We start from the raw sequence: 26993 nt of genomic DNA on the forward strand, positions 1-26993 counted from the left end.
TCCTCTACCAATATATATGTGTTTCGATTATTTTATCTTTTTTTAGCTTCAATAATAAAATTTTAACAGGTTTTTCATCTCTTTTTAAAACAATTTCATATTTTATATCTTCTTCTTCTGGGTCTTTAAAAATAAATTTATCATTCTCTTTTTTATACTTTTTTTGGGTATATAGAGTAAAAACTTTAGATAAAATATGATCAATTTCTGGGAAGATAAGTCCTGAGATATCCATCCCATCAAAAAGGGAATGAAAAAGTAATTTCTTTTGTGCCACAATTATTGCTAGATAGGCCGCATTTGCTCTTGCTTCTTTACTATTTTTTAAGGTAACGGCCGGTACGGAGAGTCTATCTATATAATCTGATTTTAAACAGGAAAATGCATACATCGAGACAAGAGCTTCATCTTTTTTAAATTTATTGAAAATCATTATTCCGTAAGAGCACACTTTTTTATACTCTTTATTTTTATAAAATTGGATCAGTTCCTCAACCGTAATACTTTTTGCAAAAGAGATTATTGAAAGTATTATGAGTACTACAATTAGTCTCATTTGAATTCTCCATTTTTGATCTCTTTTAGGATTTGTTTAATTTTATAAGAGCTATTTTTTGATAAAAATGTTTCTAAAGCTTTAATGGCTTCCTCTTTTTTACCAAGTTTAACACTGGCTTTTGCAAATAAAATCCAGCTTTGAGCATTTTGACTATCTAATTCATTTGCAATTATCGCCCAATTAAGGGCTTTTTTGTAATCTTGATCCTTATAGAAAATTCGAGATAAAAAGATAGCGATTTTTGGATCTTTTGTCCTTTCAAATTTTTTAATAAGTTCATTTACTATATTACTATTGTTTCTTTTTTCGATAACTATTTTAGGTTTTTTAGGAGTCTCGTTTTGTTTGAACTTTTTCGGTTTCTCATCAATTTTTTCTCTTTTTACTTTTTTATTCTCTTTTTTTATCTTTTTAGTTTGACGCTTTTTTTCAAGATTTTCAATTTTTGCTAAAAAGTTTGTTGAGGGTTTTAAAACGACCACTTTAGGCTCTTCTTTGATTTCTTTAATCTCTTTGTTTTTTTTAATAGTTTTGTTCTCATCTTTTTTTAAAACTATCTTTTCACTGCTTTTAACGTTAACTTTTTGAGATATCTCTTTTTTAAACTCTTTTTTTTCATCAGTTTCTAAGTTAGCGAGAGCCATTTTTTTGATATTTGAAAAATTATAAAATATTAAAGATACGATTGATGCCGCACTTGCGACAAGTAGAAAAGATGTGATTTTTTTAAGTATTTTTCTTAATCTGTATCTTTTCCACTTTCTCTCTAATTCTTCTATCTCATACATCTATATACCCTAACTTAATAGCACTCATCTCTAAAAATTTTTTCGATATTTTAGAATAGTCGATTTTACTCGGTTTATTTTTTTCATAATATTCGTAAATTTCAAAAAGATGATATAAAAATTTATTTGTTTCCCTATAATTTCCCTTTGTATAATGATATATAAATTTAATATGTTTTTTATTGAATTGATTTGCTATATTAAATAGATTTCTTCCCAAAAGCTTTTTTTTAATATATGTTTCTAATTCGTTTATGGTAGGTGGTTTTAACTCTATTGTTTCCCATATCCTTGTTTGAAAATGTCCCTTTGCGATTAAATCTTCTTGTTCGGTTTTATGTAGTGAAACAACAAACTTAATTTTTCTTGTATCGGACAATATTCGTATTTTTTCCATTTGGGAGTTGCTATAAAGTTGAGCTTCATCAAGTAAAACTAGTGTTGAGTTAAAACTTAATTCTCTATTTACTAGATCGACAAATTTGTTAAAATCTATATCTTCATCTTTTGAAAAAATCTTTCTATAAAGTGCTTTTGTAAAATTATGTTCATCTAAAATAGGACTTAAAAAAATGTGAACATTACTGTTAGTTTTTGATAACTCTAGATATAAACGATTTAGAAGAATACTTTTTCCTATTCCTGGTTCTCCATAGAGGAGAATCATTTTAAGAGGTTTTTTGACTGTCTCTTTAAGCTTTTTTAAAAAATAAACAGACTGATCAAGTCCTATAAATTTTTTAGCATCTTCAGTATCTACAAAACACTCTTTAGCTTCCGTATAAAGTGACTTTTTTTTCATACTATTTCAGTTTCGAATAGCCTAAATCTTTAAGAGAAACATTATTATTGTGAGATTTAATAATTTTTGGTTTGATTACAAATACCAATTCGACTTTTTGATCAATTTTCTTTTCGCTTTTAAACGCATGTCCCAATATAGGTAGATCTTTAAGAATAGGTACTCCATTTATTGTTAAATTTTTGGTATTAGTAATAAGTCCGCCAATAATAATAGTTGAACCATCTTTTACTTTCAAAACGGAAGAGATCTTTTTCTCTTTAGTATCAGGAGCAATCTCTCTAAATTTTTGTCCATCTTGCAGTTGAAGCTGTGTCGGATCTTTGAGCTCCGAGACGGAAGGATTTATTCTTAAAAGAATATGATCATCATCGGTGATTTCCGGTGTTATATTTAGTAAAATTCCTACGAAAATAGAAGATGGTGTATAGCTTTGTGTTCCTAGATTGCCAGTTTGTGTTATGGTAATAGTTGTCGGAACGTTATAGTTTATAGTTTCACCTACAGTTATTAAAGCCGGCTGATTATTTAGAGTTAAAATTTTTGGATTTGACAAGATTGTTACATCACCTTTTGTTTCTAAAAAATTTATAAGTCCAGCCATATTTAATGTTGCCGCAAATAGTGTCGAAGCGCTACTGGTTGTAGAAAGATTAAAAAAATCGCTTCCAATACCTACATTTTCATATTTCGCTAAGGAGTTGGTTTTAGTAAAAGTTCCTTTATCATAAGTTCCGTTGATAGCTAAATTAAATTCACTCCAGTCTATTCCTTTTGTATAGCTGTTATCAAAAGTTACGGCAAGAATAGATACATCTATTAATACTTCTTTATGTAGTCTTTCTTCTATCTTTTTTAAATAGTTTTCAACTCTTTTTATTTGAGGTAGAGTGGCTGTAACGGTAATAAGACCTGCTTCAGGATTTACTACTGGTTCAGGAGCTTTGTAAGGATCTTCTGGTCTATTTAATATATCAAATATCTCTTGTTTTGTATTTTTCCAAAAATCAAACTCATCTATAGACTCTATTTTGTTTACATCTCTAGTCTGTTTTCTACCACTATTTTGAGATTGGGCGCCTACATCAACGGAGGCATCTGTAGTAGCTTCGCCGGTTCTTTTAGTAGTAATATAGTCCACATGAAAAGTTTTTGTTATAAGATAAGATATTTTTAAAACATTATCTTTAAGATCGTATGAAAGATTGTTTTCAATAAGTATTATATTTAATACGTCTTCCAAAGTTGCATTTCTCAGATTAAGTTTATTTAATCTTTTTTTAATAATTTTTTCGGCTTCTTTATCTTTTACAATAACGCTTAAAGAACATTCATCGCTTATCTGTTCAATAAATTCTGATATTTTTGTACCTGGTGCAGTTGATATATTAAATAGTTGCATGTCGCAATCCGCTGAAGCTACTGTACCAGTAAAAGCTATAATTGAAAAGAGATAAATGAGCCTTTTTTTTAAATAGTTCATTCTTTTTGCCTCCATTTCAGTTTCCGCTAATTTTTATTTTTTTTGATTTTTTATGTAAATAAAGAGTAAAAGTCTTACTACCTTTTTTTAATTTGACACAGTTTGTACAAATTTTATAAAGTCTAAATCCTTTTATTTTACTGCCAAGTTTATACCATTTTCCATTTATCTTTGCTTTGTCATTTAAAATTGCGTATAGTTTATATCTACTCGAGATATAATTACTTCTAAAACTTTTTCTTTTTATATTTGTTCTTGATTTGGTTTTGTAATAAAAAGGATCTTTCAATTTTTTAATATTATCGTCACTTATACCTACTCTTTTAATTTTTATTTTTTCTATTATTTCATCAATTTGTTTAAGTTCACTCTGGGCGTTGGTATATGTAAAGACGATAAAAAATGGTAAAAATAGTTTTAATAATTTATTCCCCATACAGATACCTTTAATTTAGTTTCTATCTCTGCGTCGCTTTTTAAATCCATCCCGTAAATATCTACAACCAATTCACTCTGCTCTATGGAGTTTATGAATCCAACTATATTTTGAAAACCACCTTCACATCCTATCTCTATCTCTAAAACGTGTCCAAAATTATCGCTATTGTTTATATTTATAAACTCATTACTGATAAAATTAATATCAACACTATTATTTTTTGCTTTTTCTGCAATAGAGTCTAAAAATCTAGCCCATTTTTTTTCATTATACAGTAAGGTTGAAATTGTATGTATTTGATAATCTAAATATTCATTTTTATGTTTTAAGTTTATAAAATTTTCTTTTAAATTTTTAATCTCGTTTTTTAATTTTTTTATTAAAAACTCTTTATCACCATCGATTGTGATAGAAGCTATATAATTTTTATCTTCGTTTACTTTTGTCTCGATTTCTATTTTTTGATTTTTACTTTTTTGGACAATCTTTTCAGTATATGGAAACAGATATTGATATGAAATAACAAAAAAGATCAAAAATATTGAAAAATATATTATCTTTTGTTCGCTTGGTTTTTTTGATAGTAAAAAATCATCAATTTTGTCTAACACGGTTATTTTTTTCATTTTATTACTACCTTTAATGTGCTTATATATTTACTAATATTATCATCTTTTTCTATTTTATTTGTTTCAATATGATATTTATCGCTTTTTTTATTGGAAATATATTTTATAAGATTTGTTATCTTTTTCTCGTCGTTAGATATTACGTCCCATTCCATTACATTATCTTGATATCTAACGGCTTTTGTTTTAACCTGATGGATTATCAAATCTTGCGAAAGTTCAGCAACAATTTTGCCTTTCATAGGATAATTTACTTTTTTTGCGTAAATAGAGTTTAAAATACTCATTCTAATCCTAAAAATCTTTTTTTCTTTTTCTATTTTTGAAATAATTTTCTTTTTTTCTTTTTTCAAGGAGTTGATACTATTTTCCAATCTAGTTCTTTCTGGATGAATTTTTTTATACTCTTTATTGAGGAGAAAAGTATCATATTGGAGTTTATAGTTGTAAATTAAGTTGTATAAAGGATAAGAGAACGAAAGTAAAATACTAGCCGCCGTTACAGCTATCAGTTGTCCGCTTGGTCTTTGCCAGATGGGGGGAGGCCTTTTGAAAATTGTTAAATTTGGAATTTCTTCATCTTCTTCTAATATATTAAGAGTTGCAAGGTGAAGCAACTGATGTAAATCTTCTATAAAGGGTTCTTCACTTAAAAAACCGTAATCAAAAGTAAAATCAAGTGCAGTAAGTCCAAGATATGTTTGAGCGTATTCATCTATTCCAGATATGTGACCATATTCACTACTTATAAAAACTTTGTTAATTTTATCTATTTCATTCGCTCTTTTTGCATATATTAAAACATCATTTATATGCATAAAAACTTCGCTGAAAAGTTTCATTAAATATTGTTGATATTCAAAGTTTGAAGTTCTTAGTCCTTCTTGAGATAACAATCTCGTAAACTCTTCTTCATCTACTCTTTCACCTAAAAGTTCACTAAATCTTTCACTCATATCTTCAAATGAGTATTTTAGAGATTTAGAATAGAGATATTTTCCTTCTCTATAGATGGTTAAAAAAGCATCATTTTGCTGGAAGTATATAAATACATGCACCCCATCACTATCTAAAAGTTCATTCCTATAAAGATATTTAAAAAGAAGTGGGGTAGGAAATATTATGTCAATATAATTTATTTTTTTAATTACTTCTTGAAAATCTTCTGAGATATTAGAAGGATCTGCAACGAATATATGGAATTTTCTATCTTTATCTGCAGGTAAAGTGGGTATTTCTAAAAACTCGATTTTATATTCTTTAGTTTGATCTAAACCTAGTTCCTCGTAAGCTTTTATCTCTATAGCATCTTTTAAATCTTCGTTAGGAATATTTCTGCTTATACTGATTTGTGAAACGATAAAATTTTTTGTTGCTAAAAAAGATACGTAAAATTTGTTTTTAGAAAATTTCGGAGATTGGACTCTTTTTATTTTAGCATGTTTGCTTTCATAAAAAGTCCCAGAATAAGGGTTTATAGAAACAATACTGTCATATACTTTTTTTTTCATATACATTCCTAACTTTTAGAAATTTGTTAATGAAATAAGTTATTGATTAATTTTAACTCAATATTACTTAATTTTTTTTTGAATCACGGAAAATAAGGGATTTTTTTGAAATATCATGAAATATGATAACTATTTACGTCGATTTAAATATTATCGGTATTTGTTTTTAAATCTTTATCTTAAAAAAAGTATCCTAGCTCTTCAAGAGATTTTTTGTTTTTAGTCCATCCTTTTTTGACAACTACGAAAAGTTCCAAATAAATCTTTTTGCCGCTGAATTCTTCCATCTTGATTCTTGCATCTTTTCCTATTCTTTTTAGAGTTGAACCTTTTTTACCTATGATGATCCCTTTTTGAGATGGTTTTTCAACTATTATCATCGCATAAACTCTATCTAGTTTTTCACTTTCTCCAATCTTTTCTATGATAACGTCGGTTTCGTAAGGTATCTCATCGCTCAAGTTTTCAAAAATAGCTTCTCTTATAAGCTCTTTATATATATCTCTTATGTTCTCGGTTGTCAAAAGCTCTGGATCATAAAAATATGGATGTTTGGGAAGATATTTTATGATAGTATCTAATAGATCCTCTTTGCCGATATTTTTAGTTATAGATACAGGGATAAGATCTAAAAATCTATCTTGATATTTTTGAAATTGTGCTATTTTTTTAAGAATTGCAGCGTTATCTACCTGATCTATTTTTGTCAAAACAACTATGTGAGGTCTCTTTTTTTTGTTTAATGCTAAAAATTTTTCATAATGCTCTAAAGAATCGGTAACAGGAGACAAAAATAGGATAAGATCGCAATCACCTATAGCTTTTAGAGCTTCTTCTAACATAAATTTATTAAGAAGTCTCTCTTTTTCGTGAATTCCTGGCGTGTCAATGAAAATAATTTGCGCATTTTTGTGCATAACTATGGCATTTAGTCTTTTTCTTGTAGCTTGAGCTTTATGTGAAACCATAGCGATCTTTTCGCCTAAAAGCCAGTTTAAAAGAGAGCTTTTCCCAGCATTTGGCCTACCTATAAGTGCCACAAATCCCGATTTTGTCTCCATTTTTTACCTTTAATTATTTGTTGAGTAGTTTAAAATGGTTGAGTTGATAAAATAATATTTAAACCACTCAACTAATTTACAAAATATACCTTGCTACATCTTCATTTTTAATTATGTTATCCAGTTTTTCGTGGACATATTCTTCGGTTATAGTTATAGTTTCGCCTTTATGTTCGTCAGCTTCGAAACTTATATCTTCTAAAAGATTTTCTATAATAGTATGAAGGCGTCTTGCACCAATATCTTCCATCTTTTGATTGGCTTCGAAAGCTAGTTTAGCAATGGCTTTAAGTGCTTTATCTTCAAAAACCAGTTCTACACCTTCTACTTTTAAAAGTGCTTGATACTGTTTTATTAGTGAGTTTTTAGTTAGAGTTAAGATTTTATAAAGAGTCTCTTCATTCAAAGAGTCAAGTTCTACTCTCAAAGGAAATCTTCCCTGAAGTTCTGGGATGAGATCACTAGGTTTGCTTACATGAAAAGCTCCGGCAGCTATAAAAAGTATATGGTCCGTTTTTATCGTTCCCCATTTTGTACTAACACTGCATCCTTCAACTATAGGTAAAAGATCTCTTTGAACACCCTCTTTACTTGGATCTTGCCTTCCTTGAACTTTAGAAGAGACAGCTATTTTGTCTATCTCATCTATAAAGATTATACCTTCATTTTGGGCCTTTTCCAAAGCTTCTAGCTTAATCTGCTCCATGTCAAGAAGTTTTTCACTAGCCTCTGTTTTTAAAAGCTCTTTAGCCTCTTTTACTGTTACCTCTTTTTTAATATCTTCCTTTGTTAGACCTATTGTAAAGATTTTAGCTATAGATTCTTGAGCTTTAGCAATTTCAGGCGGAAGAGTACTATCGTCTAGATTGAGTGCCGTTTTTGGTATCTCAATCTCTATTTTTAGATTGTCGAGCTCTCCTTTTAAGAGTTTTTCTTTCATTTTTTCGTAACTTTTTTGATACTCCTCTTTTTTGCTTTCACTTGCCATTTTTGGAAGAGGAGGCAAAAGCTTTTCTAAGATCTTTTTAGTTACGTAATCTTCGATTAAATCTTTGTTTTTCTCTTTGTGCTTCTCCTTTACCAAAACTAAAGAAGCTGCGACTAGATCTCTTACCATAGATTCAACATCACGTCCTACAAAGCCCACTTCAGTATATTTACTAGCTTCTACTTTTACGAAAGGAAGCTCGAAAGATTTTGCAAGTCTTCTAGCAATTTCCGTTTTACCTACACCTGTTGAGCCTATCATTAAAATATTTTTAGGTATGATTTCATCTTGTATTTCACGAGGCAATTTCATTCTTCTGTATCGGTTTCTAAGAGCTATAGCTATAGTTTTTTTGGCCTCTTTTTGGCCTATTATATATTCGTCTAGATATTTTACAATCTGTTTAGGTGTTAGATTCATTAATCCTCCAAAGTCAAAATTTTTATATTTTTGTTGGTATATATACACAAATCTCCTGCAATTTTCAAGCTCTCCTCGACTAAAGTTTTAGGATCAAGATTTGCATGGGCATCAAGTGCTCTTGCAGCCGAGATTGCATAATTTCCACCACTTCCGATAGCCGCTATTTTGCAGTCTTCAGGTTCTACAACATCTCCATTACCGCTCAGGATGAAGATATGTTTAGTGTTCAAAACTATCATCATAGCTTCAAGACGTCTTAGGTATTTATCTTTTCTCCACTCTTTTGAGAAGTCAATTACGCTTTTTAAAAGATCCCCTTTTTGATTTTCCAAAATTCTTTCGAACATATCAAAAAGATTGAATGCATCTGCTGTACTCCCAGCAAAACCTGCTAAAACTTTGTCATTATACAAAGTTCTTATCTTTGTGGCGTTGTTTTTCAAGACGGTATTACCGAAAGTTACCTGTCCATCACCTCCGATAACGGCGATACCGTCTCCTTTGTATCCTAAAATTGTTGTTGCTTCAAACATCATTCGGCCTCTACTATTAGATTTAGCTTTGCGTGGATTCCATGTCCAAGTTTGATGTTTACTTCATATTCACCCGTTTGCTTTATCGGAGGATGAATATCTATATTTTTTTTATCGACTTCTATAGAGAAATCATTTTTTAATTGTTCGCTTATCTCTTTATTTGTAATGGCTCCAAAAAGGGCGCCGTTTGCCCCAACTTTATGTTTTACGACAAGTTTTATATTTTCTATTTTTTCTTTTAGTTTTTTCAGTCTCTCTATCTCGGCAGCCTCTTGTTCAGCTTTTTTCTTTTGCTGTGCTTGCCACTGTTTTATAACTGCATCAGTGGCCAATTTTGCAAAACCTCTTGCTATAAGGAAGTTTTTTCCGTATCCATCTTTAACCTCTTTGATATCTCCTGCTTTTCCTAAACCTTTTACATCTTTTACTAAAAGTACTTTCATATTTTCTCCTTTTTAAACTAAACTAAACTAAACTATTAACTATCAACTAATAACCATCAACTATTAACTATTACCCTCTCTCTATCTCTCCCGGGTAACTTACTATTCCGTACGTTAGGTTACCTACCTGTTTAAAACCAAGGTCTTTTAAAACTCTTTGGCAATATGCACTTCTGCTTCCTACGTGACAATAAAGTATTATAGGTTTATCTTTTTGATCTTGCAACTGTTCTAAAGCCTTGTAGAAAGTTGTAGTAGGAACAAGATAGTCAGTTCCTTTTATCCTTGCGGCCCTATACTCCATCCATTCTCTAACATCTACAAGATTAAAATCGATCATTCCCAATTCTCTTGCTTCTATTAATGCTTCTAGCTCATCACCGTCAAGCTGATCTTTTGATAAAAGTAGTTCGCACTCCTCTTTAGTAAGACCTCTAGAGTGAGTGTGGACTACTTCTTCTAAGATCTTCTCTTTTTTCTGTTTTTGTGCATATTCGGGGGTACAAAAAATTCCGCAATGACAAAGTCCCTCCTGCGGTATCTCTTTCTCAATAGCTGGTTTACATGGACATATTCTATCCTCTTTTTTATTTCCTGTTACAAAAAAGCAAGGACAATATCTTTTGCCGTAAATCAGTTTATTTCTGGTAAGTCCAAACTGTATGGATTTGTTTATTTCAGGGTCTGGGTTATATTCCCATCCAAACTGTTTTATAACTTTATCAGTAAACTCTATCGTTTTTTTTAGTTCTTCCTGAAATTCTGATGATTCAGGATCTATTTTTTTTATCTGCTCACTCATATAAACTCCCGATTATCCAGTAATATTTTGATAAAATAATAGCATATCCAATTTTATATAAAGGTTTTATATGAAGAGGTTGTTAAAAAAGCTATTTAGATATCTTTGGCTTGGTACTTTGTCAATTTTGCCACTTTTAATAGTCATACAGATATTTTTTTGGCTCCAAAAAGTTTTGTTAGGATACTTCTATAAAGCTTTTGCTATTTCTGAGGAAAATTATATATTTATAGGTTCCATGTTTTTTATTATATTTCTTTTTTTGATGGTTGTTGGGTACTCTATAGAAAAGTACGGAAAGTCTATATTTATAGCGTTTATAGACAATCTTATGCAAAATATACCTCTTTTAAAAACTATTTATAACTTTGTCAAAGATTTTTTAAAGATGATTTTTGCCACCAAAGAGTCTGAAGTTTTTAGAGAAGTGGTTTTAGTACCTTTTCCAAATAGACATCTAAAATCAGTAGGTTTTGTAACAAATGTACTAGATGAAGAAAATATTGTAGTTTTTGTACCTACTTGTCCTAATCCTACTTCGGGTTTTACGGTAATAGTCAAAAAAGAAGAAGCTCATTTTATAGATGTTGGAATAGATGAAGCTATGAAGATGATAATCTCAATTGGAGCCGTTGCGGAGGATGAATTTAAAGATAAGATCATTGATAGATTAAAGTAGTTTGTATAATTTGGTATATTGGTTGGTTTTAAAAAATACCAATATACCAAATTCTTAATAACTAATTTTTTCTAACATGCCCCTCGATAATGAATCTAAGAGCGTTTAGCTTTATAAAACCTTCTGCATCTTTTTGGTTATAAACGTCATCCTCTTCAAAAGTACTAAACTCCGGTGCGAAAAGAGAATTTGGTGATTTTCTACCGACCACCGTTACATTACCTTTATAAAGTTTTAATTTAACTGTTCCGTTAACGTTTTCTTGTGTTTTATCTATGGCTGCTTGTATCATCTCTCTCTCTGGTGAGAACCAAAATCCGTTATAGATAAGTTCGGCGTATGTTGGCATAAGTTTATCTTTCATGTGTGCCTCTTCTCTATCCAACGTTATAGACTCTATAGCTCTGTGAGCCTTTAGCATGATTGTACCGCCTGGAGTTTCGTAGCAGCCTCTACTCTTCATTCCAACAAATCTATTTTCTACTATATCGACTCTTCCTATACCGTGTTTGTTTCCGTATTCATTCAGTTTTGCAAGTAATTTGGCTGGAGTTAATCTCTCACCGTTTATAGCTACCGGGTCTCCTTTTTCAAACTCTATTTCGATATATTCAGGTTTGTTTGGTGCATTTTCCGGAGAATTAGTCCATCTCCACATATCTTCTTCAGGTTCACTCCAAGGATCTTCCAAAATCCCTCCTTCATATGAGATATGAAGAAGATTTGCGTCCATAGAGTAGGGGCTTTTTTTACCGTGTTTTTCTATAGGGATACCGTGTGACTCAGCAAATTTGAGAAGTTTTTCTCGTGAGTTTAGATCCCATTCTCTCCAAGGAGCTATGATTTTTATATTTGGATTTAGAGCTAGGTATGCTATCTCAAATCTTACCTGATCGTTTCCCTTTCCTGTTGCACCGTGAGCTACGGCGTCCGCCCCAACTTTTTTAGCTATCTCTATCTGCTTTTTGGCTATCAAAGGTCTAGCTATGGAGGTTCCTAAAAGATACTCACCTTCATAGATAGTGTTTGCTCTAAACATTGGAAACACATAATCTCTTACAAACTCCTCTTTTAGATCCTCTATAAAAATATTTTCAGGTTTTATACCTAGTTTCAAGGCTTTTTCTCTAGCTGGCTCTACCTCTTCTCCTTGTCCTATATCGGCTGTGAAAGTTACAACTTCGCACTTATAAGTGTCTTGAAGCCATTTTAGTATGATGGAAGTATCTAAACCACCGCTGTAAGCCAAGACGACTTTTTTTACCTCTTTTTTCGCCATACTCTTCCTTTTTGTTGTGAAAATTTTATTGAAATGATATCCAAAAAAAGTTTATGATAAAATTGAACTAAAACTTTATGAAGGAGTAGGAGTTGAAAAAAGAGCTCTCTACTAAAATCATAGCCGGAAAATATAAAGGCAAAAAGATAAAACTCCCCTCAAAAGAGGTAACTAGAAGTTCCAAAAATATCTTAAGAGAGTCTCTTTTTAACACTCTTCAATATGAAGTTATAGACAAAAACTTTGTTGAAGTTTTTGGCGGCAGCGGTAGTGTGGGTCTTGAGGCATTAAGCAGGGGTGCAAAACATGTCTATTTTATAGAATTTGATAGACAATCTTTTAAAACTCTTTCCCAAAATACTAAACTTTTAGATGAAAAATCTTGTACGGTTATTTTAGGCGATGCTTTTGAGAGGTTATTCGATGTGATAGATGAGCTTCAAAAAAAAGATGAGAGGGCATATTTTTATTTTGATCCTCCTTTTTCTATAAGAGAAGGTATGGAAGATATATATGATAAAGTTTTTGAGCTTATTAAAAAAATTCCGGAAAATGTAACTGAAATGATCATCATAGAGCATATGACAAAGATGGATATGCCTGATATTATCGGTAAATATAAATTTTTGAAAAAAAGGAAGTTTGGAAAAAGTTCTCTTAGCTATTATATGGTGGAGAGAGAATCTTGAAAAATAGAGCCGGCGTGCCTTATGTAAGTATAGCTATTTTAGTACTGATAATATTTTTATCTTTTTTTGGGGATCTTTTTTATAACAAATCTGCTTATGAACTGAATAAAGAGGCAATTTTGCTTCCTCCATCTTTAGATCATCCATTTGGTACCGATAGACTAGGTAGGGATCTTTTGGCAAGAGTGATAAAAGGGGGTAAAATATCTTTAACTATAGGTGTCGGAAGTGCTTTGATTGCCTCTTTTATTGGCTTGATAGCAGGAGTTAGTGCGGGTTATTTTAGAGGAAAAATTGATAAAAGTTTTGTAATAATTGTGGATCTTTTCTTAACTTTTCCAACATTTTTTCTTCTTTTAGCATTGGTTAGCTACATAGAAGCTTCTAGTTTGGTTTTAATAGTTGTTATTTCGATAACTGGTTGGATGACAACGGCTAGAATGATAAGAAGTGAGAGTTTTGCGATAGCTAGCAAACCTTTTATCAAAATATTGCAGATAGCAAAAACTCCTTCATATAAAATAATATTAAAATATTTTGCTCCTTTAATAGCTCCTATATTTTTTATAAGTTTTACTTTTGGCGTAGGAGGTGCAATATTAAGTGAATCTGGACTAAGTTTTTTGGGTCTGGGAATAGTTCCGCCTCAAATGAGCTGGGGTTCTATTTTAAGCGAAGGAAAAGAGGTTATAGATATAGCTTGGTGGGTAAGTTTTTTCCCGGGTCTAATGATATTTTTGATTACTTTTTCGTTGATAAATATTTCAGATTATTTACAAAGCATTACTAATAAAAAAGAGAAATTAATCTAATTATGTTAAAATTTTCATAAAGATTTCTTAAAATTGTTCAACTATCTATCAAGAAAGCTTATTGAAAGGTGGCAATATGGAAACAAATAACAATACCTTGCCTGAAGTAAAAAAAGGCAAAACGACTACTGAATTGATTTCAGAAGCTTTAAAGTGTGTTCAAAAGGTTGAAGAGGAGTTAAAAAAAGAGATAGAGGAGTACAATCAAGCCGTTACTAGATTTGAGGTTTTGAAAGATGAAGTTTTATCTAAAACCGTAAACGATTTTCACTCTATCATAGTTCAATTAGAAAATAACGATTTTGTTGTAAAAGATAAGGAGGAGTTTGAAAAAGACGAAGCCCTTCAAAAAAAAGAGTTTAAACAAGAAGATAAAAAAGAGTTGGCTATACCTAGTTTTAAAAAGTTTAGCAGAATGGTAAAATCGTTAATTATTTTTTTAGTCTCATTTGGAGCAATTGCTGGTATAGGGATTGTAAAATCGGGTATAGATATAAAAGATCCTCAAGACATACTTCAAAATATCGAAAAAGTAGTTACCACTTTGGGAAGTTTTATACAGGCTCCTTTTGGCGATGCTACTATTTTTGGATATCTTTTACTCGTAGGCGTTCCTCTTGTTTTAACCGGTCTTTACTGGTTAATAACGGGTATGATAATAGAAAAGAAAAATTATAAAAAAGCTCTTGAGATTTATAATGAAGCAAAAGAGTATGAGTCTCAAAGAGTTGCTGAAATAGAGGATATAAAAGAGAGTAGAGGAAAGTTTGAAAGCTTTTACGAAAATCTAAAAACTTTAAAGGTCTTTTTGGAAGAGATGAATTCTAAACTTAAAAGGATTCTGCATCTAGAGGGTAAAGATGTGGAAAATTTTCATGAAAAGTCGAAAAAAGATCTGCAAACATCAAAAGAGATTGAGGATGTGATATTGGAGGTTATGGTGGTGAATATCGAGGCAGATCGAGAGAATTTCGATAAAGTTTTAAAAGAGTGCGATGAGTTTGTTCAAGAGTATAAAAGAAGACTCTATGCTTAAAAGAGTAGTTATAACCGGTGGAGTTCACGGAAACGAATTGACCGGTGCTTTTTTAGTTAAAAAGTGGCAAAAAACGCCTTTAGTTACTAAAAATATAAAAATAGAGTATCTTTTAGGAAACCCTAAAGCGTTCAAAGAGTGTAGAAGGTATATCGATTATGATCTAAACCGCTCCTTTTCAAAAAAAGCACTATCAAAAGATTCGTATATTTATGAGTTTGAAAGAGCCAAAGTTTTAAAAGAGAGGTTAAAAAGTTGCGATTTTTTAATAGATATACATACTACAACGGCAAATATGGGTATGACTATAGTTTTATCCAAAGATGATCCTCTCTCAAACTTAGTCGCTAAGAAGCTATCTTTAGAGTTTGATGATGTAAAGATTCTTAGATGGTTTTCAACTAGTGAGGGAGATTTTATAAATTCTGCGGTTCCTCACAGTATAACTTTAGAAGCTGGAGCAATATGTCAAGGTGTTTTAGAACCTAGAATCTTTTTTAGATGCGAAGAGATTGTAAAAAGAGCAGTTGAAATTTTAGATAGTGAGATTAATCAAGATAAGTTTGAAATAGGTAAAAGTGTTGAAGTTTACGATATTGTTAAAATCGTGGATTTTCCAAGAGAAGAAAACGAACCCTCGGCAATGATACATCCGAATATTTTAGGAAAAGATTATTTCCAATTAAAAAATGGAGAACCTATCTTTGTAACTTTGGAGGGAGAAACTATACTTTACGATGGTGAGCCTCTTTATGCAGTTTTTATAAATGAAGCGGCATATTATGAAAAGAAAATAGCTTTTTGTCTTTGCGAAAAAAGCAAAATTTAAAAGGAGCTTAAAGCCCTTTTGATTTCAGTGTTCTTTGCAGATCATGAGGCGTATCTATACCGAAACTTTCCGTTTTTACCTCTACTAATGCCACTTTATATCCATGATAAAGAGCTCTTAGTTGCTCTAGTTTTTCAATATCTTCCAAAGGAGCCGGTTCTAAAGAACAAAATTTCTCTAAGTTTTTTCTAGAAAAGCCGTATATCCCCAAATGTCCTTTATACTTTTTAGTATCTCCTCTAGGGTAGGGTATTAGGCTTCTTGAAAAATATAGGGCTATATTGCTGCTATCAGTTACAACTTTAACTAGATTTGGATCTTTAGCTTCCTCTTTCTCAACCAATTTGTAAGCGCTGTTCATTAAGATGTTTTCATTTTGAAGATTCTTTTTTGTAAGAACAAAAACCTTTTTTACAACCTCTTTTTCTATAAAAGGTTCATCAGCTTGAACATTTATGATAATCTCATTTTTGTCTAGTCCTAGTTTTGCGGCTGCTTCATTTATTCTATCGGTACCGCTTTTATGATTTTTGCTAGTAAGTACCGCTTTAAATCCGTAATCGTTTGATATTTTTACAACTTCCTCGCTATCAGTAGCAATTACGACTTTATCTATATCTTTTACGGCTTTAGCCGTTTTTACAACCATTGGAACACCATCGATTTTAGCTAGGATCTTATTTGGAAATCTAGTAGATGCCATACGCGCAGGAATAATAATCATTTTTACCTCATAAATTTTTGCTACAATTATAACAAAAACTAGGAGTAGTTTTGATTATTTATCAACCTAGTGACGGATACTGTTATAATAGTGATACTATTTTTTTGTACGATTTTTTAAGAAATTTCAAAATCAAAGGAAATATTTTAGATATTGGTTCTGGTTCAGGTGTTTTGGGGCTTTTAGTAGCAAGAGATTTTCCAGTTAATCTAAGTGCAGTAGAAAAGCAGGATAAGATGGTTTTTTTTACAAACCTCAACGCCAAAGTTAACGGTATAGATATAGATGTAAAAGTAGGGGATTTTCAAAACATTGAGTTTGAAAAAAAATTTGATTTTTTAATCTCCAATCCACCTTTTTATCATGAAAATGTGATAAGAAGCAAAAAAGAGGAGATCGATATTAGCAGATACGTTATGTATCTTCCTCTTGAAGATATGTTGAAAAAAACAAATAAGATATTAAAACCCAAAGGCGCTCTAATCTTTTGTTATGATGCGAAGCAGCTTCAAAGGTTGATTTCACTTTTATCTAAATATAAATTCACAGTTGAAGCTATAAAATTTATACATCCAAAAAAGGATAAAGAGGCGAATCTAGTTATGATATATGCTAAAAAGAGTTCCAAATCTTTATGTAAGGTTTTTCCGCCTTTGATAGTATTCGAAGATGGAGAGTATACAAAAGAAGCTATGAAGGCTTTTGAAAAAGCGGGGGTACACAGTATAAAATGCAAGATATAATAAAAAAAGATGGATATAAGTTTTTTTTCTATCCAAAAGCCTGTGAAAGCTGCGAAGGAAGGTGTTGTAGAGGTGAAAGCGGCTATATTTGGGTTAATAAAAAAGAGATAGAAGATATCGCGAAATTTTTAGATATAAATGAAGAGGAGTTTATAAAAAATTGTCTAAAAAAGGTAAAATATAGATTTAGTATTAAAGAGATATTTGTTGGTGGCGAATACCAGTGTCTTTTTTTTGATTATGAAAAAAAAAGATGCGAGATATATCCGGTAAGACCTACCCAGTGCAGAACTTTTCCCTTTTGGAATAGATATAAAGATGAAAAAAATATAGAAGAGGTTAAAAAAGAATGCCCTGGAATAATAAGATAGTTTCGTTAATTTTAATTATCATATTCTCTTTTTTTACTGGATGTTCCTTAAAACAGCCTCAAAAAGAGAGCAAATACTGTTGCCCAAAACTTTTTGAAGATGAAGACAGATTTATAATGACCGCTTTATATTTTAAACAGCTTGGAGCATATAGAGACTCTGCAAAACTATTTAACATTTTGTATAAGAAAACTAAAAGAGTTGAATATAAAATAGAAGAGATTAAAAACTATATTATTATTAGAGATTATGAAAAAGCTAAAAGAGAGTCTTTAAAAGCATTAAAAGAGCATCCAAACAATTTAAAACTTCTAAGACTAACAGCCGTTATATTTTTTCATTTGAAAAATCTTAAAAAAGCTCAAGAATATATTCAAAAAGCAATAAAAATGGCAGACAAACCACAAGATTATGAGTTTTTAGCTTCACTCTATTTGGCTCAGAAAAAATATGAGTTGGCACTTAAATATTATCAAAGTGCATATACGATTAAACCAAACGATAAAACCGTTGATCAGATGGCGACAATAATGTTTTTATATCTTGATAAAAAAAATGAAGCTATCGCATATCTTGAAACTCATAGCAGAATGTACGGATGTTCTAAAAAAGTTTGTCAAAAACTCGTCAGTTTTTACGGAGCAATAAATGATATAGACGGTTTGCTTTCCGTATATAAAAGATTATATGAGAAATTTAAAGAGGATAGTTACGGCTTTAAGATAGCAGAGATCTATATATATAAAAAAGAGTATGACAAAGCTATAAATTTTTTAGAAGAGACTAGACTTGATGATGAATTGCTATTAGAACTTTACAAAATGACAAAAACTTATGATAAAGCCGCACAACTAGCAAATAGATTATACATAAAAACAGGAGATTTAAACTATTTGGCACAAAATGCTATATTTGAGTTTGAATCTTCTAAAATAAAAGATGAAAAACTTTTAAAAGATGTCTCTTATAAAATCGAAAAGGTTATAAAAAGTGTAAAGAATAGTCTTTATCTAAACTATCTAGGTTATCTTTATATCGATTTCGATATTGACATTGATAGAGGGATAGAGCTTGTCAAAGAGGCTTTAAAACAAAACCCGGAGTCTCCTTTTTATCAGGATTCTTTAGCGTGGGGATATTATAAAAAGGGTCGATGCAAAGAGGCATGGGAGTTGATGGAAAAAGTTGTCAAGAAGCTTGGTTTAAAGGATGAAGAGGTAAAATTGCACTACCAAAAGATTAAAGATTGTATAGAAAAAGGAGAGAGGTGATACTTGACGAGATTATAAAAAAGACTAAAGAGGATTTGAAAAAAAGAAAAAAAGAGTTTCCCCTAGATTGGCTAGGACGCAGTCTTGCTTATAACCCTTTCGTTCCAAGACCGGTCGAACCAGCTTTAAGATCAACAAAAGATAACCCTTATAGAATAATAGCGGAGGTAAAAAAGGCAAGTCCTAGCAAAGGGGTTATAAGAGAGGATTTTGATCCTATAGATATTGCAAAAGAGTATGAAAAAGGGAGTGCCGACGCACTTTCAATTTTAACCGAACCCCACTATTTCAAAGGTGATATTGAGTATATTACTCAAATAAGAAGATATGTACCGATGCCTCTTCTTAGAAAAGATTTTATTATAGATAAATATCAACTTGTGGAGGCTTTAGTTTACGGAGCCGATTTTGTACTTTTGATAGCAAAAGCTCTTTCTAGAAAGGAGCTTAAAGAGCTTTTAGAGTACACTTGGCATCTTGGGATGGAAGCTCTTGTGGAGATACATGATAAAAAAGATTTAATTAAAGCTATATTTGCAGGAGCAAATATAATAGGTATAAACCATAGAAATTTAGAGACTTTTGAAATGGATATGACTCTTAGCGAAAGATTAGTTCCTTTAATACCTAACGGAAAGATAATCGTAGCTGAGAGCGGTATAAACTCCCATGAACAGATAAAAGAGTTGCATAAGATAGGTGTTGACGCCTTTTTGATAGGTGAACATTTTATGATACAAGAGGATATTTCAAAAGAGGTTAAAAAGATAAAGGGTTTGGCGTAGTTATCTCTCGATAGCTAGCCAAGCAGTTTTTTAGCCGTTTGATTTATTCTTTTTCCATCAGCTACAGAAGCTAGTTTTTTAGTAGCAACTCCCATAATTTTCCCCATATCTTTTAACGAAGTAGCTCCAACTTCTTCTATGATTTTTTTGAGTTCTGCTTCAAGCTCTTCATCGCTAAGCTGTTTTGGAAGATATGATTTTAGTATTTGTGCCTCTTTTATCTCTTTTTCGTAAAGATCTTCCCTGCCGGCATCTTTATACTGTCTCGCAGACTCTTCTCTTTGTTTGACGCTTTTTTGAATTATTTTTATGATATCTTCGTCACTAAGCTCTTTTCTTGAATCTACTTCTACTTGTTTTATTGCACTCATTAAAAATCTTACTGTATCTCTTTTGAAAGTATCTTTTTCTTTCATGGCTATTTTAAGATCTTCTTGCAATTTTTTTTTCAATTCACTCATCTGCTCTCCTTTTTAAAATTAAGAAAAATTATAACAAATATTAGATAAAAATCTTATTTATTAATTTTCAAACAAGAATAATATGATAGAATTTTTTCAAAATTTTTTTGGGGGAAAAGAATGTTGGAGTTAGACTATTTTAAAGAACTGCTTATAGAGAGAAAAAAACAGATAGAGAAAAATATATTAGAAACAAATAGTGAACTTGAAGAGTTAAAAAGTGTAGAAATAAACGATGATGGCGATTATGCTTCGTTGTGTACCAATAACCTTATAGATAATGCTATTAATGAACAGCAAGTTAACGAGTTAAAAGAGATAGAAGAGGCTCTTAAAAAGATTGAAAATGGTACTTATGGGACTTGTGAAATGTGTGGAGAACCGATAAGGAAACTTAGACTGAAAGTTAAACCGTATGCCAAATATTGTATTGTATGTCGAGAGATAGTTGAAAAAGAACCTGTACGTTAATAATAGAGCTCTTTTATAAAACCATCTCTAAATTAAATAAATTTTAATTGAGCTTTAAAAGAGTTCTTACATAGTTTTAGAATGGCTATCTTGTCATTCTGAGCATTATAAAAATAAAATTTTATAGAAATTTAATTTGTAGAGTTCTACTCTTTATCTAAATAACGAACATAACTTTTTAAGATTATTTCATAAATTATTTGGGCTTCTTCCTCATTTTGAAATATCCACTCTACACTTCTTTTGGAAAAATGAAATATTATTGTTGAGTTTTTTCTAGTAAAACTCTCTACATTATAAAGATTTACGGGTTCAAAGCTTTTATAAGAGATTATTAAAGGCACTTTCATTACAATCCTTTATATAAGAGATTAACTTATTTTAGGATCATTTTATGAAAATATCAATAAAAGATACCGAATTTAAGATAAAAGATATTAAAAATATATATCCGAGTGCGATTGTAAGTTTTTGGGGCGAGGAAAAGACACCAATATCCCTAGATTGGTTAGAGCAAAACAGAGATAAAGTAATAGTTCACTCTTATGCTATTTTAATACTTTTTAAAAATTCCTCACAAAAAATTGAGATACATTTTAATGAATATGAAGAGATGATGGATAGTCTCAAACTACTTTTTGAAAAAATAAAATCTTTAAATTAAAAAAAATCGTATAAATTCCGATAATTAAGTAATAAAATATATAAATTTTTACTCGTAGGATTGTAAATGGATATAGCTACTTTAGTAGGTATGATAGGTGCATGGCTTTTAATAATCATATCTATAGTCATAGGCGGAAGTCCTATGGCTTTTGTGAATGCTCCCTCTTTACTTATAGTTGTAGGTGGTGGTTTAGCTGCCGCAATGGCCGGTTTTCCTATGAAGGACTTTATAAATGGCGTCAAAGCTATTGGGAAAGCTTTTAAACCAAGTTCACCAGACCCGTTGGAGACAATAGATTTTTTAGTTGAAACTATGAAAAAAGCTAGAAAAGAGGGGATTTTGTCTTTAGAAGCAGATATAGACAAATATTATGAAAAAGATAGGCTGCTTGGCGATATTATGAGAATGCTTATAGATGGACAAGACATAGAAGAGATTGAAAGTAATGTAGAAAATGCAATGGCTCAAATAGATCAAAAACTCTCTACGGAGATCAATGTTTGGGACTCACTAGGAGAACTTTTTCCGGCTCTTGGAATGATAGGTACTTTGATAGGCTTGATTCAGATGCTACAAAATCTTTCTGATCCTGCCGCTCTTGGTCCAGGTATGGCAGTTGCTATGATTACGACGCTTTACGGTGCTATATTGGCAAATGTTTTTTGTATTCCTATTGTTAAAAAACTTAAATATTATAAAGATGTCGAGTTAATGTTCAAAGAGTCTTATCTGATAACTGCAAAAGCGATTGAAAAAGGTTTGAATCCTAACTCTTTGCAGCAAAAACTAGCTGCTTTATACGGTGTTGAAGTTGGTGACTAAAAATGGCAAGAAAAAAGAAAGAGGAGTGTAAAAGTGTTCCCGGCTGGCTTGTAAGCTTTGGAGACTTGATGTCTCTCCTTTTAACTTTTTTTATTCTTCTTTATTCTATGAGTACCATATCTTTAGAAAAATTTTACCAGTCAATCAGAGGTATTACCGAAGCTTTTGGAGGCAGAACGTTAAAGAGCGAAGATAAAATAATTCAAGGGAAAAAAGTTGAATTAGATTTTCCTATGTATCCAAAAATAAAGAAGAAAAAAGCCGTACAAAAAAAACTTAATGAAGTCAAAGATATGTTACAAAAAGCCGGTTTAAATGCGGAAGTAGTTTCGCATGGAAGTTTGATCAAGTTAAGACTTTTTAGTGACAAAATATTCCCCTCAGGTAGTGCATATCCTTATAAAAATGTCATTCCATATATCATGACTCTTTGTGAAAAACTTAGAGATACCGGCTTGCCGCTTATAATAGTCGGACATACCGATAACGTTCCTATTAGAGGCGGAAGGTTTAGAAACAACCTTGAGTTATCTGCCGCAAGGGCTACAAACATATTAAGACTTTTTTTAAAATGCGGATACGAGCAAAAAGCTTTGGCGGCTGAAGGAAGAGGCGAGTTTGAACCTATAGCTCCTAATGATACGCCGGCTAACAGAGCAAAAAATAGAAGAATAGAGTTTGTAATAGACTTATCTGTTTAAGGAAATATAATGGCAAAAAGAAAAAAAGAGGAGTGTAAAAGTATACCAGGTTGGCTGGTTAGTTTTAGCGATCTTATGTCACTCCTTTTGACTTTTTTTATATTGTTATACGCCATGAGTACTGTAGATATTACAAAAGCAATGAAATTTATATCCTATTTTCAAGGTGAAGATCCAAAGTTTGTTCCGGACCAATCGGCAATAATGCCTCCCATAGTTCCCTTTTCAACAGATGTAGTTTTAAAGATAAAAAAAAGAATAAAAAAACTCCTGCCTATCTCATCGTACCAGATAGTTGCAACAAAAGAGTATGCTCTTATAAGAATGTTTGATGACGTTTTTTTTGAACCTAACTCTTATAAACTTACTACAAAAGCAAAAAAAGCTCTTAATGAGATTGCGGAAACTTTGAAAATTATTCAAAAAGATTTGAAACAAAAGAAGATAAAACTGAAAATAGCAGGACACACTTCAGAGTCTACTCCGGATAAGAAAATCAAAGGAGTGAATGACTCTTGGGATCTTTCTATTAAGAGAGCTACTACTGTTGCTGAATATCTGATATTTAAAGGTATTGATCCCTCTTTAATTGCCGTAACGGGTTACGGAGATACAAGACCTCTATATAAATGGAAGCATCCTATGCTTCAAAGAAGAAATAGTAGAGTAGAACTATACATAATGGTTGATGCCGAAAGAAAACAAAAGCAGAAGCGTTAAATATTATAACTCCTCTTTTTGGTGCTGAAGAGTTATAAACTGGTCGTTTAGTTTTTGGATAAAGGTTTTTGATCTGTCTATAAGATTATGTAAATAGTTTTTAATCTTTTTGTTTGTTGCTTTAGAAGGTGCCAAAAGATATGGTTTATACCATTTTGTTTGAAAAATAAAAGAAGATTTTAAAAAGCTGTTTTCTATTTTCTTTGCCATAAATTTTGCTATAAAACTTTTTGCTTTGAAATGTAAAAACAGAAAAGCTAAAATTAAAAACCCTATGAGGCCGTAAACAACATATGAGGATGCTCCTAAATTTTTTATATATAAAACTATCACACTAAAAAGTGCAATTGTTAAGATATCGGTAATTAAGAGTATAGTTCTAAAACTACTTAATCTCTCTTTCAAAAGAGGCAAATTTTCTAAAATCTCATTAGATTTTGTTTTTATATTTTTTACTATTCTATAGGCTCTATCAATCAGTACTTTATCTATTTTTTCCAAAATCTCTATTAAATCCTCATCTTTTTTCTTCTTTAATCTCTCTTTTTGCTCTTCATTTTCTATTTTTGCTGCACTTTCGTTGTAAATAGCGTAAAATTTTCCGCTTACTATCCCTTTTTGAGATAGTGCCCTTTGCCATGCTCCTATAATATCTTCTAGATTGTCCTCTTTTGCGCAAGTATCTATCTGGTTTAGGATATATAAAATCTTATCTGCGTCTTTGTGATTTTTTGCTACCTCAACAAGGTGGTTTAGTGTATCCCTCATAGCTCCTGGTTCTGGGTGTCTAGCATCAAAAAAGATTAATACCAAATCAGAAATGTCGATGATATGTCTAGTAATTTTTAGAGTCTCGTCTCTTTGAACATCTGCATCAAAACCCGGAGAATCTATAAGGATTTTTCCTTTTATATTTTCTGTATTTACCGTTTTTAGCTGTAAATACCTGTTAATACTCGTTTCGGTATTGTCAATCTTTTCTATCTCTTTTGAAATATTGTAAAAAGGAAATCTAGGATCCGCATCAAGAGCGACTCCCGGCAAAGTTATGACTTCACTATTTTTAGAATAACAAATCACGGTAAATTTATTATCTACGGCTTGATTTCCGGTAGTTTGGATTTTTTTACCCAGATATTCGTTTATAAAACTAGATTTGCCGGATGAAAAAGTTCCCAAAACAGATATAAGGGGCCACCAAGAGATCTCTTCAGTAAATGTTTTGTTTTCATCCAAAAAACCAAGCTTTTTAGCTATCTTGTCAAGTTCTTCATACTCATTTATAACTTCTACTAAAACAGGATTTTCTTGGGTCAGATGCTCTTTTAGTTTTTTATATCTCTCTTTTGGCTTCATTTAAAACCTTATTCTTAGTTTTTTTGAAGTATAACAAAATGAGTATCTTTTTTCAATTATTGATATAATTTCAAAAAAGTATTTAACAAACGGTATAAAGTATGAAACTAAATAAAATCGAAAAACTAAAGTTAAAGCTAAAACCTTTTGATTATTACAAACAACTAGATTGTCTAAACCCAAACAATCTAAGCGAAGCAGATAGATTTTATCTTAAAAATTTTGGTATTTACAATACAAAACTAGAGCCCCAAAAATTTATGCTTCGCTTACGTATAACGGCTGGTAGAATAGAACTTGAAGAACTAAAAAAAGTCCTTTTTTATGCAAAAAAATTTGATGCAAAAATATTACTAACAGCTAGAGCCCAGATAGAGCTGCACAATCTTGATTTTGAATCTGTTTTGCATATCCACAAAAACCTAGAAATTGAGCATATTTCATCTTGGCAGACACTTACAGACAACTTTAGAAACATTGTCACTGATCCACTTGACGGAGTAGGGGAGAATAGTTACTTTGAAGTCTATCCCTTGATTTTACAGATGCAAAAACTTTTTTTGAAAAATCCCGATTTTGTAGGGATGATTCCAAGAAAATTCAATACAGCAATAAGTGCAAACTCAAAAAATATCTCCTCTTTTTTTAGTAATGACTGTTATTTTGCTTTGGCGGAAAAAGATAAAAAAATCGGTTTTAATCTCTATCTTGGAGGTAAAAACCTCGCTATCGCTAAAAATGCGGATATTTTTGTAATAAAAGAAGAGGTTACTAAGCTCTTTGAAGCAATCATAAAAGCTTATAAAAAATATGGTCTTAGAGAAAACAGAACAAAAGCGAGGCTATACCATCTTATACAAGACATTGGCATGGATGGATTTAAAGAGAAGATAAAAGAGTATTACAATAAAGAGTTTATAAACGCAGGGGAACTTATTTGCGAAAAATATAAAAAAGTTGATGACTGGTTCAATCTAAAAAACGAAACTTTTGCATATAGATTTAAAAGCCGATATGGAGAGATAGATATCGAAACGTTTGAACAAATAGTAGATTTTGTTCAAAGTAGCGGTAGCGAAATAAGAGTAGGTATAGATCAAAATCTATATATTATAGGATTAAAAGAGCAAAAATTCCCAATCTCTTCCTTGTCTCAAAACCAAAATATAATAACTTGTGCCGGAAGCAGATACTGTATATATTCGCTTTTTGATACAAAAAAAGAGGCCGACAAACTTATACTAGAAAAGATAAATACATTAAATATTAAAATAGGATACAGCGGATGTCTTAAAGGTTGCGGTAGGCATATTTTAGCCGATATTGGTTTTGTAGGTATTAGAACAAATCTTTTTGGAGAGGTTGAAAGAGGTGTTAGACTTTATATCGGCGGAGAATATACGAAAGGGAAAAGAAGTGCTAGGATGATATACTGGGCTGTACCTTTGAGAAAATTAAACAATCTCTTAGAAATCATAATCGATGAATTTCAATACAGCGGTTATGAGGATTTTGAAGAGTTTTCAAAAAATATTTTAAACAGATATACAGAAGAGTTTTTAGCTTTTTGGTTTTTAGCAAAACTTTATACCAAAAAAGAGTTATTGTTAAATAAGAGCGAAAAAAATCTTATAAAACATTTTGAAAAAGAAGATTTTTTTAAAAATGATCTTCATCAAACAATCAAAATCTTAGAAAAAATAGTTTTTTCAAACATAGATTATTTTTTAGAGACTTCGTAAAAAGCTTTTAATATATTTTCTAACATCTTTTTATCTGGAACTGGGTAGTTTTTTTGGTATGTAACATTAAATATTGGTAAATCTTTTCCATACTGAAACTCATACTCTCTTTTTAATCTCTTTACCATATTTAAACCTTCATCATAATTTGTAAAAAGTGCAGACAAAATATAAAGATCATCTTGAAGATGAAAAAGATAGTCAGATTTTCTAAAATGATCCAAAAAATCCTTCTCATCGATACTCATTACAAGCAAAGTTATCGGAATCTCATATCTTTTTGCTCTAAAAATATCTTTTTGAAAAGGTGTTTTTATTTTTTCAAATACATCATCTATATTAATATTCAAAGACATCTCGATCTCCTTTTT

General features: G+C 30.9%; 33 protein-coding genes. 15 read left to right on the top strand and 18 right to left on the bottom strand.

Translation table 11 applies throughout. From position 1 onward, the window contains the following. Positions 1-4: 4 nt before the first annotated feature. The 12 genes from NIL_RS04685 to NIL_RS04740 form a co-directional block, all read right to left on the bottom strand. Positions 5-556, bottom strand: coding sequence for a hypothetical protein (locus tag NIL_RS04685; protein ID WP_187648446.1), 552 nt, complete (start codon positions 554-556; stop codon positions 5-7). Continuing rightward, positions 553-1347, bottom strand: a complete 795-nt coding sequence (locus tag NIL_RS04690; protein WP_187648447.1) for a CDC27 family protein — start codon at positions 1345-1347, stop codon at positions 553-555. The genes NIL_RS04685 and NIL_RS04690 overlap by 4 nt, the downstream gene beginning before the upstream one ends. Next, positions 1340-2149, bottom strand: a complete 810-nt coding sequence (locus NIL_RS04695) for an ATP-binding protein (protein ID WP_187648448.1) — start codon at positions 2147-2149, stop codon at positions 1340-1342. The genes NIL_RS04690 and NIL_RS04695 overlap by 8 nt, the downstream gene beginning before the upstream one ends. A gap of 1 nt (position 2150) precedes the next feature. Further along, a complete protein-coding gene (mshL, locus tag NIL_RS04700) occupies positions 2151-3632 on the bottom strand; it encodes a pilus (MSHA type) biogenesis protein MshL (RefSeq protein ID WP_187648449.1) in 1482 nt (493 codons plus the stop codon). Between the two features lie 16 nt (positions 3633-3648). Further along, complete coding sequence (locus NIL_RS04705; protein ID WP_187648450.1) at positions 3649-4068, bottom strand: hypothetical protein; 420 nt, start codon at positions 4066-4068, stop codon at positions 3649-3651. Further along, positions 4050-4697, bottom strand: a complete 648-nt coding sequence (locus tag NIL_RS04710) for a type 4a pilus biogenesis protein PilO (RefSeq protein ID WP_187648451.1) — start codon at positions 4695-4697, stop codon at positions 4050-4052. Before NIL_RS04710 ends, NIL_RS04705 begins: the two co-directional genes overlap by 19 nt. Continuing rightward, positions 4694-6211 (bottom strand): hypothetical protein, encoded by a 1518-nt coding sequence (locus NIL_RS04715; RefSeq protein ID WP_187648452.1) that lies wholly within the window; start codon positions 6209-6211, stop codon positions 4694-4696. Before NIL_RS04715 ends, NIL_RS04710 begins: the two co-directional genes overlap by 4 nt. 179 nt (positions 6212-6390) lie before the next feature. Next, the gene (gene era, locus NIL_RS04720; RefSeq protein WP_187648453.1) at positions 6391-7272 is read right to left on the bottom strand and encodes a GTPase Era; all 882 of its coding nucleotides are present in this window, start codon (positions 7270-7272) and stop codon (positions 6391-6393) included. Between the two features lie 76 nt (positions 7273-7348). Beyond that, positions 7349-8680 carry an ATP-dependent protease ATPase subunit HslU gene (gene hslU / locus NIL_RS04725; RefSeq protein ID WP_187648454.1) on the bottom strand — a complete coding sequence of 444 codons (1332 nt, stop codon included), beginning with the start codon at positions 8678-8680 and terminating at the stop codon, positions 7349-7351. Beyond that, positions 8680-9216: an ATP-dependent protease subunit HslV gene (gene hslV / locus NIL_RS04730; RefSeq protein WP_187648455.1), complete on the bottom strand. Its 537-nt coding sequence runs from the start codon at positions 9214-9216 to the stop codon at positions 8680-8682. Before hslV ends, hslU begins: the two co-directional genes overlap by 1 nt. Then, positions 9216-9662, bottom strand: a complete 447-nt coding sequence (rplI, locus tag NIL_RS04735; RefSeq protein ID WP_187648456.1) for a 50S ribosomal protein L9 — start codon at positions 9660-9662, stop codon at positions 9216-9218. Before rplI ends, hslV begins: the two co-directional genes overlap by 1 nt. Positions 9663-9732: 70 nt before the next feature. Continuing rightward, positions 9733-10464, bottom strand: a complete 732-nt coding sequence (locus NIL_RS04740) for a ferredoxin-thioredoxin reductase catalytic domain-containing protein (RefSeq protein ID WP_187648457.1) — start codon at positions 10462-10464, stop codon at positions 9733-9735. Between the two features lie 70 nt (positions 10465-10534). Here NIL_RS04740 and NIL_RS04745 point away from each other — a divergent pair, with 70 nt between their 5' ends. Continuing rightward, a complete protein-coding gene (locus tag NIL_RS04745; RefSeq protein ID WP_187648458.1) occupies positions 10535-11143 on the top strand; it encodes a DUF502 domain-containing protein in 609 nt (202 codons plus the stop codon). A gap of 61 nt (positions 11144-11204) precedes the next feature. On the opposite strand, the gene NIL_RS04750 is transcribed toward NIL_RS04745, so the two are convergent. Continuing rightward, the gene (locus NIL_RS04750) at positions 11205-12422 is read right to left on the bottom strand and encodes an argininosuccinate synthase (RefSeq protein ID WP_187648459.1); all 1218 of its coding nucleotides are present in this window, start codon (positions 12420-12422) and stop codon (positions 11205-11207) included. A gap of 92 nt (positions 12423-12514) precedes the next feature. On the opposite strand from NIL_RS04750, the gene rsmD reads away from it, so the two are divergent. The 4 genes from rsmD to NIL_RS04770 all read left to right on the top strand — a co-directional run bounded on the left by rsmD (position 12515) and on the right by NIL_RS04770 (position 15788). Then, positions 12515-13111, top strand: a complete 597-nt coding sequence (gene rsmD, locus NIL_RS04755; protein ID WP_187648460.1) for a 16S rRNA (guanine(966)-N(2))-methyltransferase RsmD — start codon at positions 12515-12517, stop codon at positions 13109-13111. A 14-nt stretch (positions 13112-13125) separates the two neighbouring features. After that, positions 13126-13923, top strand: coding sequence for an ABC transporter permease (locus NIL_RS04760; RefSeq protein WP_187648590.1), 798 nt, complete (start codon positions 13126-13128; stop codon positions 13921-13923). Between the two features lie 76 nt (positions 13924-13999). After that, complete coding sequence (locus NIL_RS04765; protein ID WP_187648461.1) at positions 14000-14959, top strand: hypothetical protein; 960 nt, start codon at positions 14000-14002, stop codon at positions 14957-14959. Further along, positions 14919-15788 (top strand): aspartoacylase, encoded by an 870-nt coding sequence (locus NIL_RS04770; protein ID WP_187648462.1) that lies wholly within the window; start codon positions 14919-14921, stop codon positions 15786-15788. The genes NIL_RS04765 and NIL_RS04770 overlap by 41 nt, the downstream gene beginning before the upstream one ends. Before the next feature lie 7 nt (positions 15789-15795). On the opposite strand, the gene kdsB is transcribed toward NIL_RS04770, so the two are convergent. Beyond that, positions 15796-16512, bottom strand: a complete 717-nt coding sequence (gene kdsB / locus NIL_RS04775; protein WP_187648463.1) for a 3-deoxy-manno-octulosonate cytidylyltransferase — start codon at positions 16510-16512, stop codon at positions 15796-15798. 50 nt (positions 16513-16562) lie between these two features. On the opposite strand from kdsB, the gene NIL_RS04780 reads away from it, so the two are divergent. The 4 genes from NIL_RS04780 to trpC are packed head-to-tail and all read left to right on the top strand — an operon-like array spanning position 16563 to position 19682. Beyond that, positions 16563-17255, top strand: a complete 693-nt coding sequence (locus NIL_RS04780) for a tRNA1(Val) (adenine(37)-N6)-methyltransferase (RefSeq protein WP_187648464.1) — start codon at positions 16563-16565, stop codon at positions 17253-17255. After that, positions 17243-17626 carry a YkgJ family cysteine cluster protein gene (locus NIL_RS04785; RefSeq protein ID WP_187648465.1) on the top strand — a complete coding sequence of 128 codons (384 nt, stop codon included), beginning with the start codon at positions 17243-17245 and terminating at the stop codon, positions 17624-17626. The genes NIL_RS04780 and NIL_RS04785 overlap by 13 nt, the downstream gene beginning before the upstream one ends. Then, positions 17605-18897 carry a tetratricopeptide repeat protein gene (locus NIL_RS04790; protein ID WP_187648466.1) on the top strand — a complete coding sequence of 431 codons (1293 nt, stop codon included), beginning with the start codon at positions 17605-17607 and terminating at the stop codon, positions 18895-18897. Before NIL_RS04785 ends, NIL_RS04790 begins: the two co-directional genes overlap by 22 nt. Then, on the top strand, positions 18894-19682 hold the full coding sequence (gene trpC, locus NIL_RS04795; protein ID WP_187648467.1) for an indole-3-glycerol phosphate synthase TrpC: 789 nt from the start codon (positions 18894-18896) through the stop codon (positions 19680-19682). The genes NIL_RS04790 and trpC overlap by 4 nt, the downstream gene beginning before the upstream one ends. A 14-nt stretch (positions 19683-19696) precedes the next feature. Here trpC and NIL_RS04800 read toward each other — a convergent pair whose 3' ends face one another. Next, on the bottom strand, positions 19697-20143 hold the full coding sequence (locus NIL_RS04800) for a GatB/YqeY domain-containing protein (protein ID WP_187648468.1): 447 nt from the start codon (positions 20141-20143) through the stop codon (positions 19697-19699). Positions 20144-20263: 120 nt separating this feature from the next. Between NIL_RS04800 and dksA the strand changes: the two genes are divergently transcribed. Further along, positions 20264-20614, top strand: a complete 351-nt coding sequence (gene dksA, locus NIL_RS04805; protein WP_187648469.1) for an RNA polymerase-binding protein DksA — start codon at positions 20264-20266, stop codon at positions 20612-20614. A gap of 146 nt (positions 20615-20760) precedes the next feature. Here the strand turns inward: dksA and NIL_RS04810 are convergent, their stop codons facing one another. Next, the gene (locus tag NIL_RS04810; protein WP_187648470.1) at positions 20761-20964 is read right to left on the bottom strand and encodes a hypothetical protein; all 204 of its coding nucleotides are present in this window, start codon (positions 20962-20964) and stop codon (positions 20761-20763) included. 44 nt (positions 20965-21008) lie between these two features. Between NIL_RS04810 and NIL_RS04815 the strand changes: the two genes are divergently transcribed. From NIL_RS04815 to NIL_RS04830, 4 genes are all read left to right on the top strand, one after another. Further along, positions 21009-21278 carry a hypothetical protein gene (locus NIL_RS04815; protein ID WP_187648471.1) on the top strand — a complete coding sequence of 90 codons (270 nt, stop codon included), beginning with the start codon at positions 21009-21011 and terminating at the stop codon, positions 21276-21278. A 66-nt stretch (positions 21279-21344) separates the two neighbouring features. Next, positions 21345-22103, top strand: a complete 759-nt coding sequence (locus NIL_RS04820; RefSeq protein WP_187648472.1) for a motility protein A — start codon at positions 21345-21347, stop codon at positions 22101-22103. Between the two features lie 2 nt (positions 22104-22105). Next, complete coding sequence (locus NIL_RS04825) at positions 22106-22804, top strand: OmpA/MotB family protein (protein ID WP_187648473.1); 699 nt, start codon at positions 22106-22108, stop codon at positions 22802-22804. Positions 22805-22813: 9 nt separating this feature from the next. Next, positions 22814-23524, top strand: a complete 711-nt coding sequence (locus tag NIL_RS04830; protein ID WP_187648474.1) for an OmpA/MotB family protein — start codon at positions 22814-22816, stop codon at positions 23522-23524. A 3-nt stretch (positions 23525-23527) separates the two neighbouring features. Here the strand turns inward: NIL_RS04830 and NIL_RS04835 are convergent, their stop codons facing one another. After that, entirely contained in the window at positions 23528-24880 is a 1353-nt protein-coding gene (locus NIL_RS04835; RefSeq protein WP_187648475.1) for a dynamin family protein, read from the bottom strand. Positions 24881-24981: 101 nt separating this feature from the next. On the opposite strand from NIL_RS04835, the gene NIL_RS04840 reads away from it, so the two are divergent. Further along, positions 24982-26622 (top strand): ferredoxin-like domain-containing protein, encoded by a 1641-nt coding sequence (locus NIL_RS04840; protein WP_187648476.1) that lies wholly within the window; start codon positions 24982-24984, stop codon positions 26620-26622. Here NIL_RS04840 and NIL_RS04845 read toward each other — a convergent pair. Next, positions 26601-26978: a hypothetical protein gene (locus NIL_RS04845; protein ID WP_187648477.1), complete on the bottom strand. Its 378-nt coding sequence runs from the start codon at positions 26976-26978 to the stop codon at positions 26601-26603. The genes NIL_RS04840 and NIL_RS04845 overlap by 22 nt on opposite strands. Between the last annotated feature and the right edge of the window lie 15 nt (positions 26979-26993).

This window comes from Nitrosophilus labii (assembly GCF_014466985.1).
In the GTDB taxonomy this organism is placed as follows: Bacteria; Campylobacterota; Campylobacteria; order Campylobacterales; family Nitratiruptoraceae; genus Nitrosophilus_A; species Nitrosophilus_A labii.

Excerpts from the sequence above, each read along its gene's own strand:
- NIL_RS04685 (WP_187648446.1), bottom strand. The coding sequence starts at position 556 with ATGAGACTAATTGTAGTACTCATAATACTTTCAATAATCTCTTTTGCA.
- NIL_RS04690 (WP_187648447.1), bottom strand. The coding sequence starts at position 1,347 with ATGTATGAGATAGAAGAATTAGAGAGAAAGTGGAAAAGATACAGATTA.
- NIL_RS04695 (WP_187648448.1), bottom strand. The coding sequence starts at position 2,149 with ATGAAAAAAAAGTCACTTTATACGGAAGCTAAAGAGTGTTTTGTAGAT.
- mshL (WP_187648449.1), bottom strand. The coding sequence starts at position 3,632 with ATGAACTATTTAAAAAAAAGGCTCATTTATCTCTTTTCAATTATAGCT.
- NIL_RS04705 (WP_187648450.1), bottom strand. The coding sequence starts at position 4,068 with ATGGGGAATAAATTATTAAAACTATTTTTACCATTTTTTATCGTCTTT.
- NIL_RS04710 (WP_187648451.1), bottom strand. The coding sequence starts at position 4,697 with ATGAAAAAAATAACCGTGTTAGACAAAATTGATGATTTTTTACTATCA.
- NIL_RS04715 (WP_187648452.1), bottom strand. The coding sequence starts at position 6,211 with ATGAAAAAAAAAGTATATGACAGTATTGTTTCTATAAACCCTTATTCT.
- era (WP_187648453.1), bottom strand. The coding sequence starts at position 7,272 with ATGGAGACAAAATCGGGATTTGTGGCACTTATAGGTAGGCCAAATGCT.
- hslU (WP_187648454.1), bottom strand. The coding sequence starts at position 8,680 with ATGAATCTAACACCTAAACAGATTGTAAAATATCTAGACGAATATATA.
- hslV (WP_187648455.1), bottom strand. The coding sequence starts at position 9,216 with ATGTTTGAAGCAACAACAATTTTAGGATACAAAGGAGACGGTATCGCC.
- rplI (WP_187648456.1), bottom strand. The coding sequence starts at position 9,662 with ATGAAAGTACTTTTAGTAAAAGATGTAAAAGGTTTAGGAAAAGCAGGA.
- NIL_RS04740 (WP_187648457.1), bottom strand. The coding sequence starts at position 10,464 with ATGAGTGAGCAGATAAAAAAAATAGATCCTGAATCATCAGAATTTCAG.
- NIL_RS04745 (WP_187648458.1), top strand. The coding sequence starts at position 10,535 with ATGAAGAGGTTGTTAAAAAAGCTATTTAGATATCTTTGGCTTGGTACT.
- NIL_RS04750 (WP_187648459.1), bottom strand. The coding sequence starts at position 12,422 with ATGGCGAAAAAAGAGGTAAAAAAAGTCGTCTTGGCTTACAGCGGTGGT.
- NIL_RS04765 (WP_187648461.1), top strand. The coding sequence starts at position 14,000 with ATGGAAACAAATAACAATACCTTGCCTGAAGTAAAAAAAGGCAAAACG.
- NIL_RS04770 (WP_187648462.1), top strand. The coding sequence starts at position 14,919 with ATGAGTTTGTTCAAGAGTATAAAAGAAGACTCTATGCTTAAAAGAGTA.
- kdsB (WP_187648463.1), bottom strand. The coding sequence starts at position 16,512 with ATGATTATTATTCCTGCGCGTATGGCATCTACTAGATTTCCAAATAAG.
- NIL_RS04785 (WP_187648465.1), top strand. The coding sequence starts at position 17,243 with ATGCAAGATATAATAAAAAAAGATGGATATAAGTTTTTTTTCTATCCA.
- NIL_RS04790 (WP_187648466.1), top strand. The coding sequence starts at position 17,605 with ATGCCCTGGAATAATAAGATAGTTTCGTTAATTTTAATTATCATATTC.
- NIL_RS04800 (WP_187648468.1), bottom strand. The coding sequence starts at position 20,143 with ATGAGTGAATTGAAAAAAAAATTGCAAGAAGATCTTAAAATAGCCATG.
- dksA (WP_187648469.1), top strand. The coding sequence starts at position 20,264 with ATGTTGGAGTTAGACTATTTTAAAGAACTGCTTATAGAGAGAAAAAAA.
- NIL_RS04810 (WP_187648470.1), bottom strand. The coding sequence starts at position 20,964 with ATGAAAGTGCCTTTAATAATCTCTTATAAAAGCTTTGAACCCGTAAAT.
- NIL_RS04815 (WP_187648471.1), top strand. The coding sequence starts at position 21,009 with ATGAAAATATCAATAAAAGATACCGAATTTAAGATAAAAGATATTAAA.
- NIL_RS04820 (WP_187648472.1), top strand. The coding sequence starts at position 21,345 with ATGGATATAGCTACTTTAGTAGGTATGATAGGTGCATGGCTTTTAATA.
- NIL_RS04825 (WP_187648473.1), top strand. The coding sequence starts at position 22,106 with ATGGCAAGAAAAAAGAAAGAGGAGTGTAAAAGTGTTCCCGGCTGGCTT.
- NIL_RS04830 (WP_187648474.1), top strand. The coding sequence starts at position 22,814 with ATGGCAAAAAGAAAAAAAGAGGAGTGTAAAAGTATACCAGGTTGGCTG.
- NIL_RS04835 (WP_187648475.1), bottom strand. The coding sequence starts at position 24,880 with ATGAAGCCAAAAGAGAGATATAAAAAACTAAAAGAGCATCTGACCCAA.
- NIL_RS04840 (WP_187648476.1), top strand. The coding sequence starts at position 24,982 with ATGAAACTAAATAAAATCGAAAAACTAAAGTTAAAGCTAAAACCTTTT.
- NIL_RS04845 (WP_187648477.1), bottom strand. The coding sequence starts at position 26,978 with ATGTCTTTGAATATTAATATAGATGATGTATTTGAAAAAATAAAAACA.